This is a genomic window from Streptomyces harbinensis, assembly GCF_900116145.1.
Lineage (GTDB): Bacteria > Actinomycetota > Actinomycetes > Streptomycetales > Streptomycetaceae > Streptomyces > Streptomyces carpaticus.
Map to the genome: position 1 here is coordinate 496,683 of NZ_FPAB01000003.1, position 15,557 is coordinate 512,239.

The 15,557-nt window shown below is 69.1% G+C and carries 14 protein-coding genes; 9 read left to right on the forward strand and 5 right to left on the reverse strand.

What is annotated here, in order from left to right; genetic code table 11:
* Positions 1-4 precede the first annotated feature (4 nt).
* From lspA to BM385_RS10060, 3 genes are all read left to right on the forward strand, one after another.
* Positions 5-634, forward strand: a complete 630-nt coding sequence (lspA, locus tag BM385_RS10050; RefSeq protein WP_019433669.1) for a signal peptidase II — start codon at positions 5-7, stop codon at positions 632-634.
* Positions 635-658: 24 nt separating this feature from the next.
* The gene (locus tag BM385_RS10055; RefSeq protein ID WP_019433668.1) at positions 659-1,600 is read left to right on the forward strand and encodes an RluA family pseudouridine synthase; all 942 of its coding nucleotides are present in this window, start codon (positions 659-661) and stop codon (positions 1,598-1,600) included.
* Positions 1,601-1,704: 104 nt separating this feature from the next.
* Positions 1,705-3,294 (forward strand): Na+/H+ antiporter, encoded by a 1,590-nt coding sequence (locus BM385_RS10060; RefSeq protein WP_093842819.1) that lies wholly within the window; start codon positions 1,705-1,707, stop codon positions 3,292-3,294.
* A 171-nt stretch (positions 3,295-3,465) separates the two neighbouring features.
* Here BM385_RS10060 and BM385_RS10065 read toward each other — a convergent pair whose 3' ends face one another.
* Complete coding sequence (locus BM385_RS10065; RefSeq protein WP_019433666.1) at positions 3,466-4,527, reverse strand: mechanosensitive ion channel family protein; 1,062 nt, start codon at positions 4,525-4,527, stop codon at positions 3,466-3,468.
* Positions 4,528-4,651: 124 nt separating this feature from the next.
* Between BM385_RS10065 and BM385_RS10070 the strand changes: the two genes are divergently transcribed.
* A complete protein-coding gene (locus BM385_RS10070; RefSeq protein ID WP_019433665.1) occupies positions 4,652-5,227 on the forward strand; it encodes a dienelactone hydrolase family protein in 576 nt (191 codons plus the stop codon).
* Positions 5,228-5,264: 37 nt separating this feature from the next.
* On the opposite strand, the gene BM385_RS10075 is transcribed toward BM385_RS10070, so the two are convergent.
* From BM385_RS10075 to BM385_RS10090, 4 genes are all read right to left on the reverse strand, one after another.
* Complete coding sequence (locus BM385_RS10075) at positions 5,265-6,137, reverse strand: thioredoxin domain-containing protein (RefSeq protein ID WP_093842962.1); 873 nt, start codon at positions 6,135-6,137, stop codon at positions 5,265-5,267.
* Positions 6,138-6,180: 43 nt separating this feature from the next.
* A complete protein-coding gene (locus BM385_RS10080; protein WP_019433663.1) occupies positions 6,181-6,873 on the reverse strand; it encodes a hypothetical protein in 693 nt (230 codons plus the stop codon).
* Between the two features lie 49 nt (positions 6,874-6,922).
* Entirely contained in the window at positions 6,923-10,474 is a 3,552-nt protein-coding gene (gene dnaE, locus BM385_RS10085; RefSeq protein ID WP_093842820.1) for a DNA polymerase III subunit alpha, read from the reverse strand.
* 213 nt (positions 10,475-10,687) lie between these two features.
* The gene (locus tag BM385_RS10090) at positions 10,688-10,966 is read right to left on the reverse strand and encodes a hypothetical protein (protein ID WP_093842821.1); all 279 of its coding nucleotides are present in this window, start codon (positions 10,964-10,966) and stop codon (positions 10,688-10,690) included.
* 138 nt (positions 10,967-11,104) lie between these two features.
* Here BM385_RS10090 and BM385_RS10095 point away from each other — a divergent pair, with 138 nt between their 5' ends.
* The 5 genes from BM385_RS10095 to BM385_RS10110 all read left to right on the forward strand — a co-directional run bounded on the left by BM385_RS10095 (position 11,105) and on the right by BM385_RS10110 (position 15,170).
* Entirely contained in the window at positions 11,105-11,950 is an 846-nt protein-coding gene (locus BM385_RS10095) for a helix-turn-helix domain-containing protein (protein ID WP_093842822.1), read from the forward strand.
* A gap of 29 nt (positions 11,951-11,979) precedes the next feature.
* Complete coding sequence (locus tag BM385_RS10100; RefSeq protein WP_078576039.1) at positions 11,980-12,192, forward strand: DUF397 domain-containing protein; 213 nt, start codon at positions 11,980-11,982, stop codon at positions 12,190-12,192.
* Between the two features lie 32 nt (positions 12,193-12,224).
* Positions 12,225-12,395, forward strand: a complete 171-nt coding sequence (locus BM385_RS10105; protein ID WP_308277311.1) for a DUF397 domain-containing protein — start codon at positions 12,225-12,227, stop codon at positions 12,393-12,395.
* Between the two features lie 112 nt (positions 12,396-12,507).
* Positions 12,508-13,956, forward strand: a complete 1,449-nt coding sequence (locus tag BM385_RS26730) for a WXG100 family type VII secretion target (RefSeq protein ID WP_139275158.1) — start codon at positions 12,508-12,510, stop codon at positions 13,954-13,956.
* Positions 13,953-15,170, forward strand: a complete 1,218-nt coding sequence (locus BM385_RS10110; RefSeq protein ID WP_037755870.1) for a S8 family serine peptidase — start codon at positions 13,953-13,955, stop codon at positions 15,168-15,170. The genes BM385_RS26730 and BM385_RS10110 overlap by 4 nt, the downstream gene beginning before the upstream one ends.
* Positions 15,171-15,557 lie beyond the last annotated feature (387 nt).

The following is a 15,557-nucleotide window of genomic DNA, read 5'->3' on the forward strand; positions in this document are numbered from 1 at the left end:
ACGTGTGAGCGAGGCGGAGCGCACCATCGAGACACCCGAAGATTCCTCCCGTCCGGAGAAGGACGAGACGGCACCGGAGCAGGCGGCAGGTCCCGCCGAGCCGGCCGGCGAGGCCGGTGACGGGGCCGGGACGGGTCCGGCGGCGCCGCGGCGCCGCCGGATCGGCGTGCTGGCCGGGGTGGCGGGGTTCGCCTTCGTGCTCGACCTGCTCACCAAGATCGCGGCGGTGGAGTGGCTGGAGCACCAGCGGTCCATCGAGGTCATCGGCGACTGGGTGCGCTTCTCGGTGATCCGCAACGGCGGCGCCGCGTTCGGGTTCGGCGAGGCGCTGACCGTCTTCCTGACCGCCGTGGCCGCCACCGTGGTGGTGGTGATCATCCGGCTGGCCAGGAAGCTGTACAGCACGCCGTGGGCGATCGCGCTGGGCATGCTGCTCGGCGGCGCGTTCGGCAACCTCACCGACCGGCTGTTCCGGGCGCCCGGGGTGTTCGAGGGGCATGTGGTGGACTTCATCTCGGTCCAGCACTTCTCGGTGTTCAACCTCGCCGACTCGGCCATCGTCTGCGGCGGCATCCTGATCGTCATCCTGTCGTTCCGGGGCCTCGACCCGGACGGCACCGTGCACAAGGACTGAGCCTCCTCGGGCATACTCATTCGGGTGAGTGCGCTTCCCGAGACCCGGACCCTTCCCGTACCCGACGGCCTGGAAGGGGAGCGGGTCGACGCCGCCCTCGCCCGGATGCTCGGCTTCTCCCGCACCAAGGCGGCCGAACTGGCCGCCGCCGGAAAGGTACGCCTGGACGGCGCCGAGGTCGGCAAGTCCGAGCGGGTGACCGGCGGTTCCTGGATCGAGGTCGAGATGCCCCCGCCGCCGGGAGCGGTCACCGTGGTGGCCGAGCCGGTGGAGGGCATGGAGATCGTCCACGACGACGACGAACTCGTCGTGGTGAACAAGCCGGTCGGCGTCGCCGCCCACCCCAGCCCCGGCTGGACCGGCCCCACGGTCATCGGCGGCCTCGCGGCGGCCGGCTACCGGATCGCCACCTCCGGGGCGGCCGAGCGGCAGGGCATCGTCCACCGGCTGGACGTCGGCACCTCGGGCCTGATGGTGGTGGCCAAGTCGGAGCGCGCGTACTCGCTGCTCAAGCAGCAGTTCCGGGACCGTACCGTCGACAAGCGCTACCACGCGCTCGTCCAGGGCCATCCCGACCCGCTCAGCGGCACCATCGACGCCCCGATCGGGCGGCACCCGCAGCACGACTACAAGTGGGCCGTCACGGCGGAGGGCAAGCCGTCGGTCACGCACTACGACCTGATCGAGGCGTTCCGGGCGGCCAGTCTGCTCGACATCAAGCTGGAGACCGGGCGCACCCACCAGATCCGGGTGCACATGTCGGCCCACCGGCACCCCTGCGTCGGGGACCTGACGTACGGCGCGGACCCCACGCTCGCCAAGCGCCTGCGGCTCACCCGGCAGTGGCTGCACGCGGTGCGGCTGGGGTTCACCCACCCCGGGGACGGGCAGTGGGCCGAGTTCGCCAGCGAGTACCCCGAGGACCTGCAGCGGGCCCTGGACCGGGTGCGTGCGGAGAGCGCGTGACCGCGTGAGCGGGTGAGCGGGTGAGCGGGTGAGTGGCGGGGGCGTTTCCCCTCGTATCCGGGCGTTTACCCGGAATTGCCCGGGCTGCCTTTAGGATCAGCTGAATGGACCAGCTCACTCTCCTGTTCGTCCTGCTGCTCGGTGCCGTGGTCACCGTGCCGCTCGGGGACCGGATCTCGCTGCCCGCGCCGGTGCTCATGACCGTGTTCGGCGGCGTCCTGGCGCTGCTGCCGTTCGTACCGAACGTCGACATCGCGCCCGAGCTGATCCTGCCGCTGGTGCTGCCGCCGCTGCTCTACGCCGCCGTGCAGCGCACCTCCTGGCGGCAGTTCACCGCCAACCTGCGCCCCATCCTGCTGCTGGCGGTGGCGCTGGTCTTCGTCACCACCGCCGCCGTCGCGGCCGTGGCGCACACCGTCGTCCCCGGGCTGCCGCTGGCCGCCGCCGTGGCACTCGGCGCGCTGGTGGCCCCGCCCGACCCGATCGCCGCCACCGCCGTGGCCGGCCGCATCGGACTGCCCCGCCGGATGGTGTCCATCCTGGAGGGCGAGGGCCTCTTCAACGACGTGACGGCCATCACCCTCTACCACGTCGCCATCGCGGCGACCCTCACCGGCACCTTCTCGGTGGGCTCGGCCGGCGCCGAACTGCTGCTGTCGGCCGCACTGGCCATCGTGGTCGGCGTCGTGCTCGGCTGGGCCACGGTCAAGGTACTGGCCCTGCTGGGCGACGCCACCCTGCGGACCGGCATGACGCTGCTGGTGCCGTTCGCCTCCTATGTGCTGGCCGAACAGGTCCACGGCTCCGGCGTGCTCGCGGTGCTCGTCACCGCGATCTTCCTGAGCGAGGGCTCGGCGGACGCCGACGACGTCGCGGGCCGGATGACCGGGCACGCGTTCTGGTCGATCATCGACACCCTGGTGACCGGCGTCGCCTTCGGCCTCATCGGCCTCGAACTGCACAACGTGGCCGGCACCGCCGGCGAACGCTGGCGCGAACTGCTCCCGGCCGCCGGACTCGTCCTCGCCGTGGTGATCCTGGTCCGGCTGCTGTGGCTGCTGCCCGCCTCCTGGCTCACCCAGCGGCTCCACCGGCGCACCGACTACGCCGAGGAGATCCCGGTCAGCCCGCGCGAGACCCTGGTCATGTGGTGGTCGGGCATGCGCGGAGTCGCCTCCGTGGCCCTCGCCCTCGCCATCCCGCTCAGCACGGACGCCGGGGCGGACTTCCCGGAACGGGAGGCGATCATCTTCATCGGATTCGTGGTCGTCATCGGCACCCTGCTGCTCCAGGGCCTCACCCTGCCCTGGCTGGCCGGCCGGCTGGGCGTCCGGGCGGACAGCTCGGCCGAGGAGCAACTGGAACACGACCTGGCGGTACGGGCGGCGAAGGCCGCCAAGCGGCGGCTGCGGGAGATCGAGAAGGCGGAGGGCGACCGGCTGCCGGAAGAGGTCGCCGAGCTGCTGCTGCGCCGCGCGTACGAGATCGGGGTGCGGATCTCGCCGCGCATCGCGGACGACGAGCGGCGCGAGGCGTTCCAGAAACGCGCCGACCATCTGCGGCACCTGCACCGTCTGAAGGCGGAACTGCTGTCGGCGGCCCGGCACGAGGTGCTTGCCGCACGCAGCGAACCGGGCTCGGACCCGGAGGTGGTCGACCGCGTCCTGCGGCAGCTGGACCAGCGCAGCCTCTAGCCTTGCCGGCAAGCGCCGACGGCGGGCGCGGGCCGCTGGGACGAGCCGCTGCGCGGCGGGGCAGCCGCCGGCGGTGAAGGCGCGGTGTGTGGCGAAGCTTGTACGGGCGTACCGGGCGGCCGGACGGTGCCCGGTGAGAGGTGGCGGCCCGGGCCGGCGGGGCCGGTGGGGTCAGGGGGCCGGGTGTTCCGTGGCCGGGGGGAGTGCCGCCGGGGCGGTGGGGATGCGGGGGAGGGCGTAGGGGTGGTGGTCGCGGAGCCAGGCGATCAGTTCCTCGCGGACCGCGCACCGCAGGGTCCAGGCGTCGCTGGAGTCCTTCGCCGACATCGCCGCGCGGACCTGGATCGTGGTCGGGGTGGAGTCCGTCACCACCAGGCTCCACACCCGGCCGTCCCAGTCGGCGCGGCCCAGCAGGAACTCCTGGAGCCGCTTGCGCAGCTCGGGGACCGGCGTCGCGTGGTCCAGGTGCAGGTAGACCGTCGCCGTGATCTCGTGGCCGCCGCGCGACCAGTTCTCGTACGGGCGGCTGTTGAAGTACGACACCGGCATCGTGAGCCGGCGGTCGTCCCAGATGCGGATCGTCAGGAACGCCAGCGACAGCTCCTCGACCGTGCCCCACTCGCCGTCCACCACCACCGTGTCACCGATCTTCACCGACTCGCCGAAGGCGATCTGGAGACCGGCGAAGAGGTTCCCCAGCATGGACTGGGCCGCCACACCGGCGATGACACCGATCACCCCGGCCGAGGCCAGCATCGAGGTGCCCAGCGTCCGCAGGTCCGGGAAGAGCAGCAGGATCGCCACCGCCGAGGCCACGATCGCCAGCACCGTGGTGATCACCCGGCGCAGCATCGTCAGCTGGGTGCGGAACTGCCGGGCCCGGGCGAGGTCGTCCGTGCGGGCCTCGTACCGGGCCAGGGTGTTCTCGCCGACCGCGTCCGCGGCGCGTATCACCAGCCAGGCGGCCGAGGCGATGGTCAGGGTGGCCAGCATCTTCGGGATGACGTCGCCGCGCCCCAGGGACAGCTCCCACGCGGCGTAGCTGATCTGGACGGCCGCCGAGCCGAGCAGGATCTGGAGCGGCAGCTGGCACGAGCGCAGCAGCGACCACAGCCTGGTCTCCGGGTGCCGGCGGTCGGCGGCGCGCAGGGCGCGGTCGATCAGCCAGCCGATGACGAGCGTGAGGGTGATGGTGCCACCGATCACCAGCAGTGGCCGCAGCACATCATCCATGGGCGGTTCAGTCCTCCGTGGTCGCGGTCCCGGGCGGGCGCCGACCGGCGCGCCCATCCGGCAAGGCTACTGGCAGGATGAGGAACCGAAGCAAGAGTGCCCCTTTGGGAAGGCGAATCCGACCATGGCCGATGTTGTGCTGTTCCACTCCGCGTACGGGCTGCGGCCCGCCGTGCACACGGCGGCGGAGCGGCTGCGGGCCGCCGGGCACCGGGTGGTCGTTCCCGATCTGTACGACGGCAGGACCGCGGACACGGTGGAGGAGGGGATGGAGATCAAGGACGGGATCGGCCGGGACGAGCTGCTGCGCCGTGCCATCGCCGCCACCGCGCCGTACTCGGACGCGGGCCTGGTGTACGCCGGGTTCTCGCTGGGCGCCTCACTGGCGCAGACCCTGGCGCTGGGGGATGTGAAGGCGCGCGGGCTGCTGCTCCTGCACGGCACCGCGGACATCGCCGAGGACGCCTCGGTGGACGGGCTGCCGGTGCAGCTGCACGTGGCCGACCCCGATCCGTTCGAGCCGCACGACTGGCTGACCGCCTGGTATCTGCGGATCGGGCGGACCGGCGCGGAGGCGGAGGTCTTCCCGTATCCGGGCGCGGGGCATCTGTACACCGACCCGGAGCTGCCGGACTACGACGCGCAGGCGGCGGAGGCGACCTGGCGGGTGGCGCTGGCGTTCGTCGACGAGGTGGGCTGAGCCCGGCCGGACCTGCCCGGCCGGGCTCAGCGGGGGGTCACTCGGCCGGGTAGGCGGCCAGGGCGGCGTCCAGGTCCGTGGGGGAGTAGGGGACCTGCTCCAGCTTCTGGCCGTTGATCGCCATGGACGGGGTACCGCCGACGCCGGAGGCGTCGAACTTGTCCGACATCTGGAGCGCCCACGTGGCGTAGGTGCTGTTGGTGATGGCGTCCTGGAACTCCTGGTTGTCCTTGAGCTCCGGGATGGTGTCGCCGATCTCGATCAGGTACTCGTCGGTGAAGCCGTCCTTGTTCTCGGCCGGGTGCCACTCCTCGGAGAACATCGCCTCGTGGTACTCGAGGAACGCCTCGGGGCTGACGTTGAGGGCGGCGCCGAGGGCGGCGACGGCGTTCTTGGAGCCGTTGCCGGGGAAGTTGTTGTCCAGGAAGGTGCCGAAGACGAAGTCGACCTTGTAGCTGCCGTCCTCGATGCCCTGCTTGATCGTTTCTCCCATCGCCTGTTCGAAGGTAACGCAGATCGGGCAGCGCGGGTCCTCGTACAGGGTGACGGTGTTCGCCGCGTCCGGGTCGCCGACCTGGACGGTGAGGCCGTCGTCACCGCCGGTGTTGGCGGGGGCCTCGGTGGGGTAGTTCACGCCGTCCGCGCTGTCCTCGCCGTCGGCGTCGTCGCCCGAGGGGGCGCCGTTGTCGAGGATGTCGCGGGCCGCGCTCCAGTCGGTGCTGTCGCTCCCGCCGCCGGTGTTGTTGGCGATGGCGAAGCCGATGCCGCCGGCTATCGCGAGGATGGCCAGGGCCGAGCCGCCGACCGTCAGCTGGCGGCGGATCTTGTCGCGCTTGGCCTGCTTCTCGCGTTCGGCCTTCAGCCGCTCGCGGGCCTCGCGCTTGGCTTCCTGGGAGTTGCGCTTGCTCATGGTGATGGTCTCCGTGGTGTCCGTGTCGACGGGTGGGTGGTGATCAGGCGGCGAGCCGCAGATCACACGGTGGCCCGCGCAGGGTCACGGAGTGGGTGAGCAGCGCACCGGCGCCCAGCGGCCGGTGGCGGTGGACGCCGGTGCGTACCGCCGCTCGGCCCGCCGTGGCGGCGGCCCGGTGGACGGCGGCGGCGAGCAGCAGCGGCCGGAAGGTGGCGGCCACGGCGGCGTGCAGCAGCCGGGCCAGCGCCGCCTCGCCGCAGCGCAGCCAGCCGGCGGCGGCGAGGCCGATGCCGAGGTGGGCGCCGAGCAGCAGCCAGGGCAGCGCCGGGTGCACGGGGGTGGCCAGCGGTGCCTGGTCGCCGGCGGCGAGCCGGGCCAGCGGCGTACCGAAGTCGCCGCCCGCGCAGATCAGGTCCAGGCCGAGGAAGCGCAGCTGGCGCGGGAATGGCTCGTCGCCAGTGCCGTAGCAGGCGGCCTGGCCGGCGGTGAAGATCGTGTCGGCGGCCAGCTGGAGCGGCAGCAGCAGCCCGGCGATCCGCCAGTAGCCGCGCTCACCGCTGCCGGCCAGGACATAGGCGAGGACGAAGACCGCCGCTGTGACGGCGGTCACGGTGGGCAGCGGCAGCGGTGCGCCGGAGAGCAGGACGTGGGCGGCGGACGCCAGCGCGACGCACAGCGCGCTGAAGATGGCGGCGCGCGCCGCGCGTATGCCGGGTCCGCTGGTTATGCCCATCGTGCCGAGTGTGCCACGGGTGAACCCCCGACCGGTACGGGGGTGACGCTCACAACGCGATCCCCGCCCACGCGGAGGGGCCGAATCCGCCCTTGATGTCGGAGGCGATGTTCTCCGGGTTCACCAGGAAGCCCAGCTCGAAGATCGTGGTCTTCTGCCGGCCCTCGACCTTGAGGCGGACCGGGGAGTCGCCGGGGTGGGCCTTGAGGGTGCGCTTCAGCTCGCGGATGGCGCGGCCGTTGATCCGGTGCTCGGGGAGGACCAGCAGGACGGGCGGTTTGCCGCCGTGCTCGGCGGAGGAGATGTCCAGCGCGGTGATCTCCTGGCCGAAGAGGCTGATGGCGCCGTCGCGCTCGTTGATGCGGCCCCGGACGGAGAGCACGTTGTCGTCGATCAGCTCGTGCTGGACGAGGGCGTACGACTTGGGGAAGAACAGCACCTCCATGCTGGCGTCCCGGTCGGCGATCGTGACGATGGCCCACGGGTCGCCCTGCTTGTTCAGCCGGCGGTCGATGCCGGTGATCAGGCCGGCGATCTTGGCCTCGCCCTCGGTGCGGCCGGAGCCGAGCAGTTCGGCGATGGAGGTGTCGCGGCTGCGGGCCAGGATGTGCTCGGCGCCGTCCAGGGGGTGGGAGGAGACGTACAGGCCGAGCATCTCGCGCTCCAGGGAGAGCTTGGCCTTGCGGTTCCACTCCTGGTCGCTGACGGCGAAGTCGAGACCGATGGTGGGGGCGTCCTCGCCGGTGTCGATGGAGCCGAAGAGGTCGTCCTGGCCGATGGCCTGCTGCTTCTTGACCGGGATGACGGCGTCGACGGCGGTCTCGTGGATGTCGCACAGGCCCTTGCGGGTGTGGCCCAGGGAGTCGAAGGCGCCGGCCTTGATGAGCGAGTCGATGGTGCGCTTGTTGCAGACCACGATCTCGGACTTGTCGAGGAAGTCGGCGAAGGAGGTGTACTTGCCCTTGGACTTGCGGGTGTTCACCAGGGACTCGATGACGTTGGCGCCGACGTTGCGGATGGACTGGAGGCCGAAGCGGACGTCCTCGCCGATGGCGGAGAAGTCGGCGACGGACTCGTTCACGTCGGGGGAGAGGATCTTGATGCCGAGCCGGCGGCACTCCGCCAGGTAGACGGCGGTCTTGTCCTTGTCGTTGTCGACCGAGGTGAGCAGGGCCGCCATGTACTCGGCGGGGTAGTTGGCCTTCAGGTAGGCGGTCCAGTACGCGACCATGCCGTAGGCGACGGTGTGCGACTTGTTGAACGCGTAGCCGGAGAAGGGGACCAGGACGTCCCACACGGCCTGGATCGCCTCGTCCGAGTAGCCGCGCTCCCGGCAGCCCTTCTGGAAGGGGACGAACTCCTTGGCCAGCACCTCGGGCTTCTTCTTGCCCATGGCGCGGCGCAGCAGGTCGGCCTGGCCGAGGCTGTACCCGGCGAGGATCTGGGCGGCCTTCTGCACCTGCTCCTGGTAGACGATGAGGCCGTAGGTGGGGTCGAGGACCTCCCGCAGCGGCTCCTCCAGCTCCGGGTGGATCGGGGTGATCTCCTGGCGGCCGATCTTGCGCAGGGCGTAGTTGGTGTGCGAGTCGACGCCCATCGGGCCGGGGCGGTAGAGCGCGAGGACGGCGGAGATGTCGTCGAAGCGGTCGGGCTGCATCAGGCGCAGCAGGGAGCGCATGGCGGTGCCGTCGAGCTGGAACACGCCGAGGGTGTCGCCGCGGGCCAGCAGTTCGTAGGTGGGCTTGTCGTCCAGCTCGATGGAGCTGGTGTCGACCTCGATGCCCCGGTTTTCCTTGATGATCTTGATGGCGTGATCGATGATGCCCAGGTTCCGCAGACCCAGGAAGTCCATCTTGATCAGGCCCATCTCCTCGCAGTCGGGATACGAGAAGCCGGTGATGATCGTGCCGTCCCGGTCCCGCTTGTGCATCGGGATCAGGTCCAGGAGGGGGGTGCGGGAGAGGATGACGGCGGCGGCGTGCACACCGGTGCCGCGGATGAGGCCCTCGATGCCGCGCGCGGTGTCGATGATCTTCTTGACGTCCGGCTCGTTCTCGTACATCGAGCGGATCTCGGACGCCTCGGAGTACCGGGGGTGCTCGGGGTCGAAGATGCCGGAGAGCGGGATGCCCTTGCCCATGACGTCCGGCGGCATCGCCTTGGTGATGCGGTCGCCCATGGAGAAGGGGAAGCCGAGGATGCGGTTGGCGTCCTTGACGGCGGCCTTGGCCTTGATGGTGCCGAAGGTGTTGACCTGGGCGGTGTAGGCCTCGCCGTACTTGTCGGTGAGGTACCGCACCATGACGTCGCGCTGGCGGTCGTCGAAGTCGAGGTCGACATCCGGGGGGTTGATGCGCTCGGGGTTGAGGAACCGCTCGAAGAGCAGGCCGTGCTTGAGCGGGTCGACATCGGTGATGCGGGTCAGGTACGCGACCAGGGAGCCGGCGGCCGAGCCACGGCCGGGGCCGACCGGGACGCCGTTGTCGCGGCCGTACTTGCAGATGTCGGAGACGACGAGGAAGTAGGAGTCGAAGCCCATCGGGGTGATGACGCTCAGCTCGGTCTCCAGGCGCTCCAGCACCTCGGGGTCCGGGTTGTCGCCGTACCGCTCCTTGATGCCGCGCTCGCACTCCTTGCGCAGCCAGCTGGCCTGGGTCTCGCCCTCGGGGACCGCGAACTGCGGCATCTGGTCCTCGTAGGCGAACACCTCCTTGTACGACTCGACGCGCTCGGCGATCAGCAGGGTGTTGTCGCAGGCTTCGGGCAGCTCGGAGAAGAGCTGCCGCATCTCGGCGGAGGTCTTGATGTAGTAGCCGGTGCCGTTGAACTTGAAGCGGTTGGTGTCCGCCTTGTTCTTGCCCACGCCGACGCACAGCAGGCTGTCGTGGTCGTCGGCCTGGTCCTCGGTCACGTAGTGCGAGTCGTTGGTGGCCAGCAGCGGGATGTTCAGCTGCTTGGCGATGCGGAGCAGGTCCTCGCGGACCGAGCGCTCGATGTCGAGGCCGTGGTCCATCAGTTCCAGGAAGTAGTTCTCCTTGCCGAAGATGTCCTGGTACGTGGCGGCGGCCTTGACGGCCTCGTCGTACTGGCCGAGCCGCAGCCGGGTCTGGACCTCGCCGGAGGGGCAGCCGGTGGTGGCGATGATGCCGGAGGCGTACTGGGAGATCAGCTCGCGGTCCATGCGGGGCTTCATGTAGTAGCCCTCGAAGGAGGCGAGCGAGGAGAGCCGGAAGAGGTTGCGCAGCCCCTGGGCGTTCTGCGCCCACATGGTCATGTGGGTGTACCGGCCACCGCCGGAGACGTCCTTGCCGCCCTCGCCGCTGGCGTCCTGGCCGCGTCCGCTGCCGCCCCAGAAGACCTGCTTCTTGTGGAACCGGGACTCGGGGGCGACGTACGCCTCGATGCCGATGATCGGCTTGACCCCGGTCTTGCCGGCGGTCTGGAAGAACTCGTAGGCGCCGAACATGTTGCCGTGGTCGCTCATGGCGACCGCGGGCATCCCCTGGCGTTCGACTTCGGCGAACAGCTTGCCGTTCTTCGCGGCACCGTCGAGCATCGAGTACTCGGTGTGAACATGCAGGTGAACGAAGTTGTCGGCCACGGTGGCAGGGACTCCTCGCGGGTGGGGCTCAAGGGGGGCGTGGGGGCTCCCCACCCTAACGCGGTGGGATGGGTGTGCCGGTGGACGACGTGTGGGGGCGCGGGTGTGAAATCCGGCCCACTTGTGGGGCGCGCTCGGGTGGCCGCTGGGGTGGCCGCCGGGGCACGTGCGGGGTCGGCGGCCGGTGAGGGGGCGGTGGCCGGAGGGCCGTGATCAGTAGTGGTGCCGCCACACGGGCAGGTAATCGGGCCCGTCGCACCAGTCGGCGATGTCCTCCTCGGCGAGGAGGGTGGTGACGACGGTGTCCACGTCGGCGGTCTTGAGGTCGGCCCGCTGGGCGATCTCCTGGTGGCTGGCCCCGTGCTCGTGGGCGCGGAGGACGGCGAGATCACGGTCGGAGGTGACCTCTTCGACGATGTGGCTGAGGCGCCGCACGCGGTCGAGGTAGAACTCGGCGCGGGTTGGCTCGTTGGAGGTGTCGGTGTCGGGCATGGCGGTGAAGGTCCTTCCCGGGGTAGCTGAAGTAGGTACCTACATTAGGCACTGCGGTGGGGTCGCTGGCTAGGATTCGGGCACTCTCGGTAGGGGATCCATTCGTGTGGGTGACAGCCCACGGAAGGAGTGGCGGCGATGGCCTCACCATCGATTCAGCGCAGGAGGCTGGGCATCGCCCTGCGGCGGGCGCGCGAGCAGGCAGGCAAGACCCAGGAGGAGGCGGCGAGGACCATCGACGCGGCGTCAACGAAGGTGAGCCGCATGGAGCTGGGCCAGAACGGCATCAAGCTCACGGATCTGAACGTGCTGCTGGATCTCTACGGGGTGGACGGCGAACAGGCCGACTGGATGCGGGACCTGGCCAGGTCGGGACGGCAACGAGGGCGTTGGGGCGGCTACCGGAACGTCATCCCGGACTGGTTCCGGCAGTACCTCGATCTGGAGGAGGATGCGACGGAGCTCCGCTGGTACCAGGCGGAGTTGGTGCCTGGGATTCTCCAGACGGAGGGATATGTCCGGGCGTTGCACACCACCGCTCCATTCCAGAGCACGGAAGCGGACTCTGACCGTCAGGTGAAGGTTCGCATGGAGCGCGCGAGCGTCATCGACGGTCCTGATGCACCGCAGCTCAGATTCATCCTGAGTGAGTCGTCCCTGTGGCGGAACGTGGGAGGCAAGACCGTGATGCGAGGGCAGCTCAAGCACTTGGCGGCGGTGGCTCAACGACCGAACATTCAGCTACAGGTGTTGCCCTTCGACAGTGAAAGCTACGAGACCGCCACTTTTGGCTTCACCATACTGCGGTTTGATCACGACGCGAGTACTGACGTCGTGTACCTGGAGGACTACATGGACGCCGATTACCTGGACAGGCCAGATGCGGTGCGCGCCTACTCCTCCCTCTGGGATCGACTCCAGGCCGCTGCCCTGGGGCCGGTGGAGTCCCGGCGCCTTATCCTGCGTATGGCTGAGGCGGAGTAGGAACGGTGAGGCAAGAAGGGGCGTGCCGGATGGGAGATGGGGGTTTTTCTGATGCTGTGTGGCACAGAAGTAGTTACAGCGACAACAACGGTGGCCAGTGCGTTGAGGTAGCACTGGTGCGTGGTCTGGCGGGTCTGCGGGACTCGAAGGTCTCCGGCGGGCCTGTGTTGGTCGTCGGCTCGGGTGCGTGGGGTGCCTTCGTGCGTGCGGCGATTCGTCGAGAGTGGGAGGGCGGTTCGTGACAACCACGGGTGGCTCCGGCTCGGTGGCGACAGTGTGGCGCAGGAGTAGCTACAGCTCCGACAACGGCGGCCAATGCGTCGAAGTGGCCTTCTCGGGCGCCCGGGTGGGCTTGCGCGACTCGAAGGCCCCGGACCGTTCTTGCGTTACGGTCGATTCCGGCGCGTGGGTGAGCTTCACGGAGGCCCTGACCTCGTCGCGGTGAGGTGGGGTGGGCTGCCGTTGGGTTGGTGGCTCTCGGTGGCCTGTCGGAGGCGGACCGTATTCTGGGATGCGGACGTTTCGTTCGTGGGGTGGGGCGCGGGGAGGGGACCGGCATGGAGGATCCTGGGCAGCGGTATCTGCCGCAGGCGTACATCAGGGATCACCTGGACGAGCGCCTGGAGACCATGTCACATGAGGAGTTGGCGGGGCTGCTCGCCGGGGCGAACCCGGACGCGTTGATCCAGCGGGGCGAGGCACTGGGGACGGTGGCCGAGCGGGTCGCTGATGTCGGTCAGCAGATCTGGCGTGCGGCAGGAGAGTTGGAATGGCAGGGCCAGGCGGCGGACGCGTTCCGTGAGTGGATCAGCCGCTTCTATCTGGAGTCGGATCTACTGGGGTCGTACGCGAGCGTGGTCGGTATGCAGATCACCAACGCGGGGGTGGCCCTGCGTCAGGCTCAGAGTGAGATGCCGGAGCCGGAACGGTTCCGGGCGACAGACACCGCTGCCGATCCGGGGTTCCAGACGGTGTTGCCCGGCGTCGCGGATGGCACACAGGAAGCGCGCCGCCAGGAAGCCATCGCGGCGATCACCCGTCTGGGCTCCGCGTACAAGACGTCAGCGGCGATCATCGGGAGCCACCGGGAACCACAGTTCCAGAATCTGCCTGTGCAAACCTCGGGCGTCGATCCCGGCTCGGATGGGACGGGCTCTGTGAACCCACCTACGACCTATGGCGGTGTTCCTGCTCCGTCACAAGCGGCTCCCGTTCAGAACATCGCGGCCCGCGATGTCGCGTTGTCCTCGAATGTGACTCAGCCAGGTTCATCGCAGCACTCTGGCGTGATCTCCGGACCAGTGTTGGGTGTCGGCGATGGTGGTGGGGGGACATCGTTGGATTCGGTGGGGGTGAAGCCGAATGGGGCTGCTCCTCCGATTCCGTCTGTGTCTCTTCCGCCGGTGGTGGAGCGGCCGGTGGTGGTTGGTGGTCCGGGTGGTCAGCCGCCGGTAACAGGTCCGTTGCCGGGGTGGCCGCTGCAGGCTGGTCCTGGTCCTGGGCGTGCCGACGGGGGTCAAATGCCGCCGCCGCGGAGCCCGCTCGTGAAGCCGAGTGAGGTGCGTCCGCCCTCGGGGTCGCCTGCTGGACCAGTTGGTCAGCAGCCGCCGGTAGGCCGGCCGTCTGTAACCGGCCCGGGTCAAGGTGGTGGCCGGGGCTCTGGTCCTGGTACGGGTAACCCGTGGGGGCGTGCGAACAACTACGGGCTTCTTGGGGGGAGGCCAGTGCCGAACGCGAAGCCGACTGCGGCGTCGCGTATCCCTCCGGGCGGGGTGATTCAGCCGGGTATGAGCGCGTCCAACAGCAGGCTGGTCCCTACGAAGAAGGAGGACCCGACCGTGCCGCGTGGCACCTACGGCAAAGCCGTAGTGGACGGGCACAGCGGGAAACGGGGGGAACGCAAGCGGGCTTTGCCGAAACCTACCGGTGTGATTGGTCTCTCCGGCCAGAACCGCAAGAAGAAGCGTAAGAAGAACGAGAGCAAGGACGACAAGCAGCAGCCATGACCACTACCCGCCGTCGGGCCCTGGCCGCCCTCTTTGCCCTCATCGCCATGTTCGCCCCCACAGTCACCACCGCCCATGCGGTTGCCACGCCACAGAACCCTTGGTACTTCGAGTCCTTGAGGCTTGAGGAAATATGGGAGCACACGAAAGGTGGAGGCGTGACGGTGGCCGTAGTGGACTCCGGTGTGGATTCCACCCTTCCCGAACTACGGGGTCAAGTCCTCGATGGCGCTGATTTCACGGCGGACGGGTCGGGTGCACACGTTGACACCAGCGGACACGGCACCCACATGGCCGCCCTTATCGCGGGGACAGGTGAAGGTGGAGGTATCCAAGGGCTCGCACCAGACGTAAAGATTCTTCCCGTTCGCGTTTCCGAAGGAAGGGATGAGTATTTTTCCCTAAATAATTCTGAGGTTATGGCGGAGGGGATTAAGTATGCTGTTGAAAATGGGGCAGATATCATCAATCTTTCGATGGTTGCCAAAGATGTCATTGGCACCAGTAGCCCTTTGAAAGAAGCTGTCGACGCTGCGATACGAGGGGGGGTTCTCTTTGTTGCGGGGGTGGGAAATGAAGCGGAGGCTATGAACCAAGCGCTGCCGCCTGCCAGTCTCGATGGTGTTGTAGGCATTGGCGCGGTGATGTCTTCTTCCGAGCGTTCGGCCTATTCGACCCACGGTCCGCAAGTAGCTCTCGCCGCGCCAGGGGATGAAATCCCCTGGCATTGTGATGGCCTGGACGCTCCCGTATGTCTGAGGGAGGAAGGCGGCACGAGTTCCGCCACCGCCCTTGCGTCGGCCTCTGCCGCCCTCATCTGGTCGCAGCATCCGGACTGGACGAAGAACCAGGTCCTGCGTGTCATGCTCAACACGGCTGAGCGGTCGGATGATCAGCGGCGGGATGACTACACCGGGTATGGCATGGTGCGGCCCGATCGGGTCATCGTTGATGGGGAGGGGGATCCGGGGGACCCGGACAGTCCGCCCATCTTCCGTGACTATGAGGCCCGGCTCAGTCCGCCCGCTACCCCCTCGCCCTCGCCGGAGCCGGAGTCCGATCCGGCAGCAGGGCCCGAGCCGGGGGCGGATGCGGGGGCCGCTTCGCCGGCCGAGTCTTCCGGCAATGGCTCGCTGCCCTGGCTCGTTGGTGGTGGCGTCGTTCTCGTTCTGGTCGCCTTGACCGGGTGGACGGTGTGGCGGCGGAGGGTGTAGGGGCTCGTGGTGCCGGTCCCGGGCGGGCACAGGGCGGGCGATCTGCATTCGGACCCGAACTGTGGGTCACGGTGCCGACGTGCGCCGAGTGATGTGGCCGGTGACTGCCTGAATGCCCCTTGATACGGTGAGTCCGGCCAGAGTGTCACCATCACGGGGGAAGACATGTCGCCGGCGGATGATTCGGTACGCACCAGACTGAACTCGGACTGGGATGGTGGAACGGGGTACGACACCCCGCCTCCATCCTCACCTCCGCCCCCACCCCCGTCTCCGGCGGCGCCGGAGGATGCGGCGCTCAACCCGGGAACCCACCAGGACTGGGACGGCGGTGTCGGCGACACCCCACCCCCGGAGGGCCGGTCGCCGCTGGCGGATCTTTCCCTC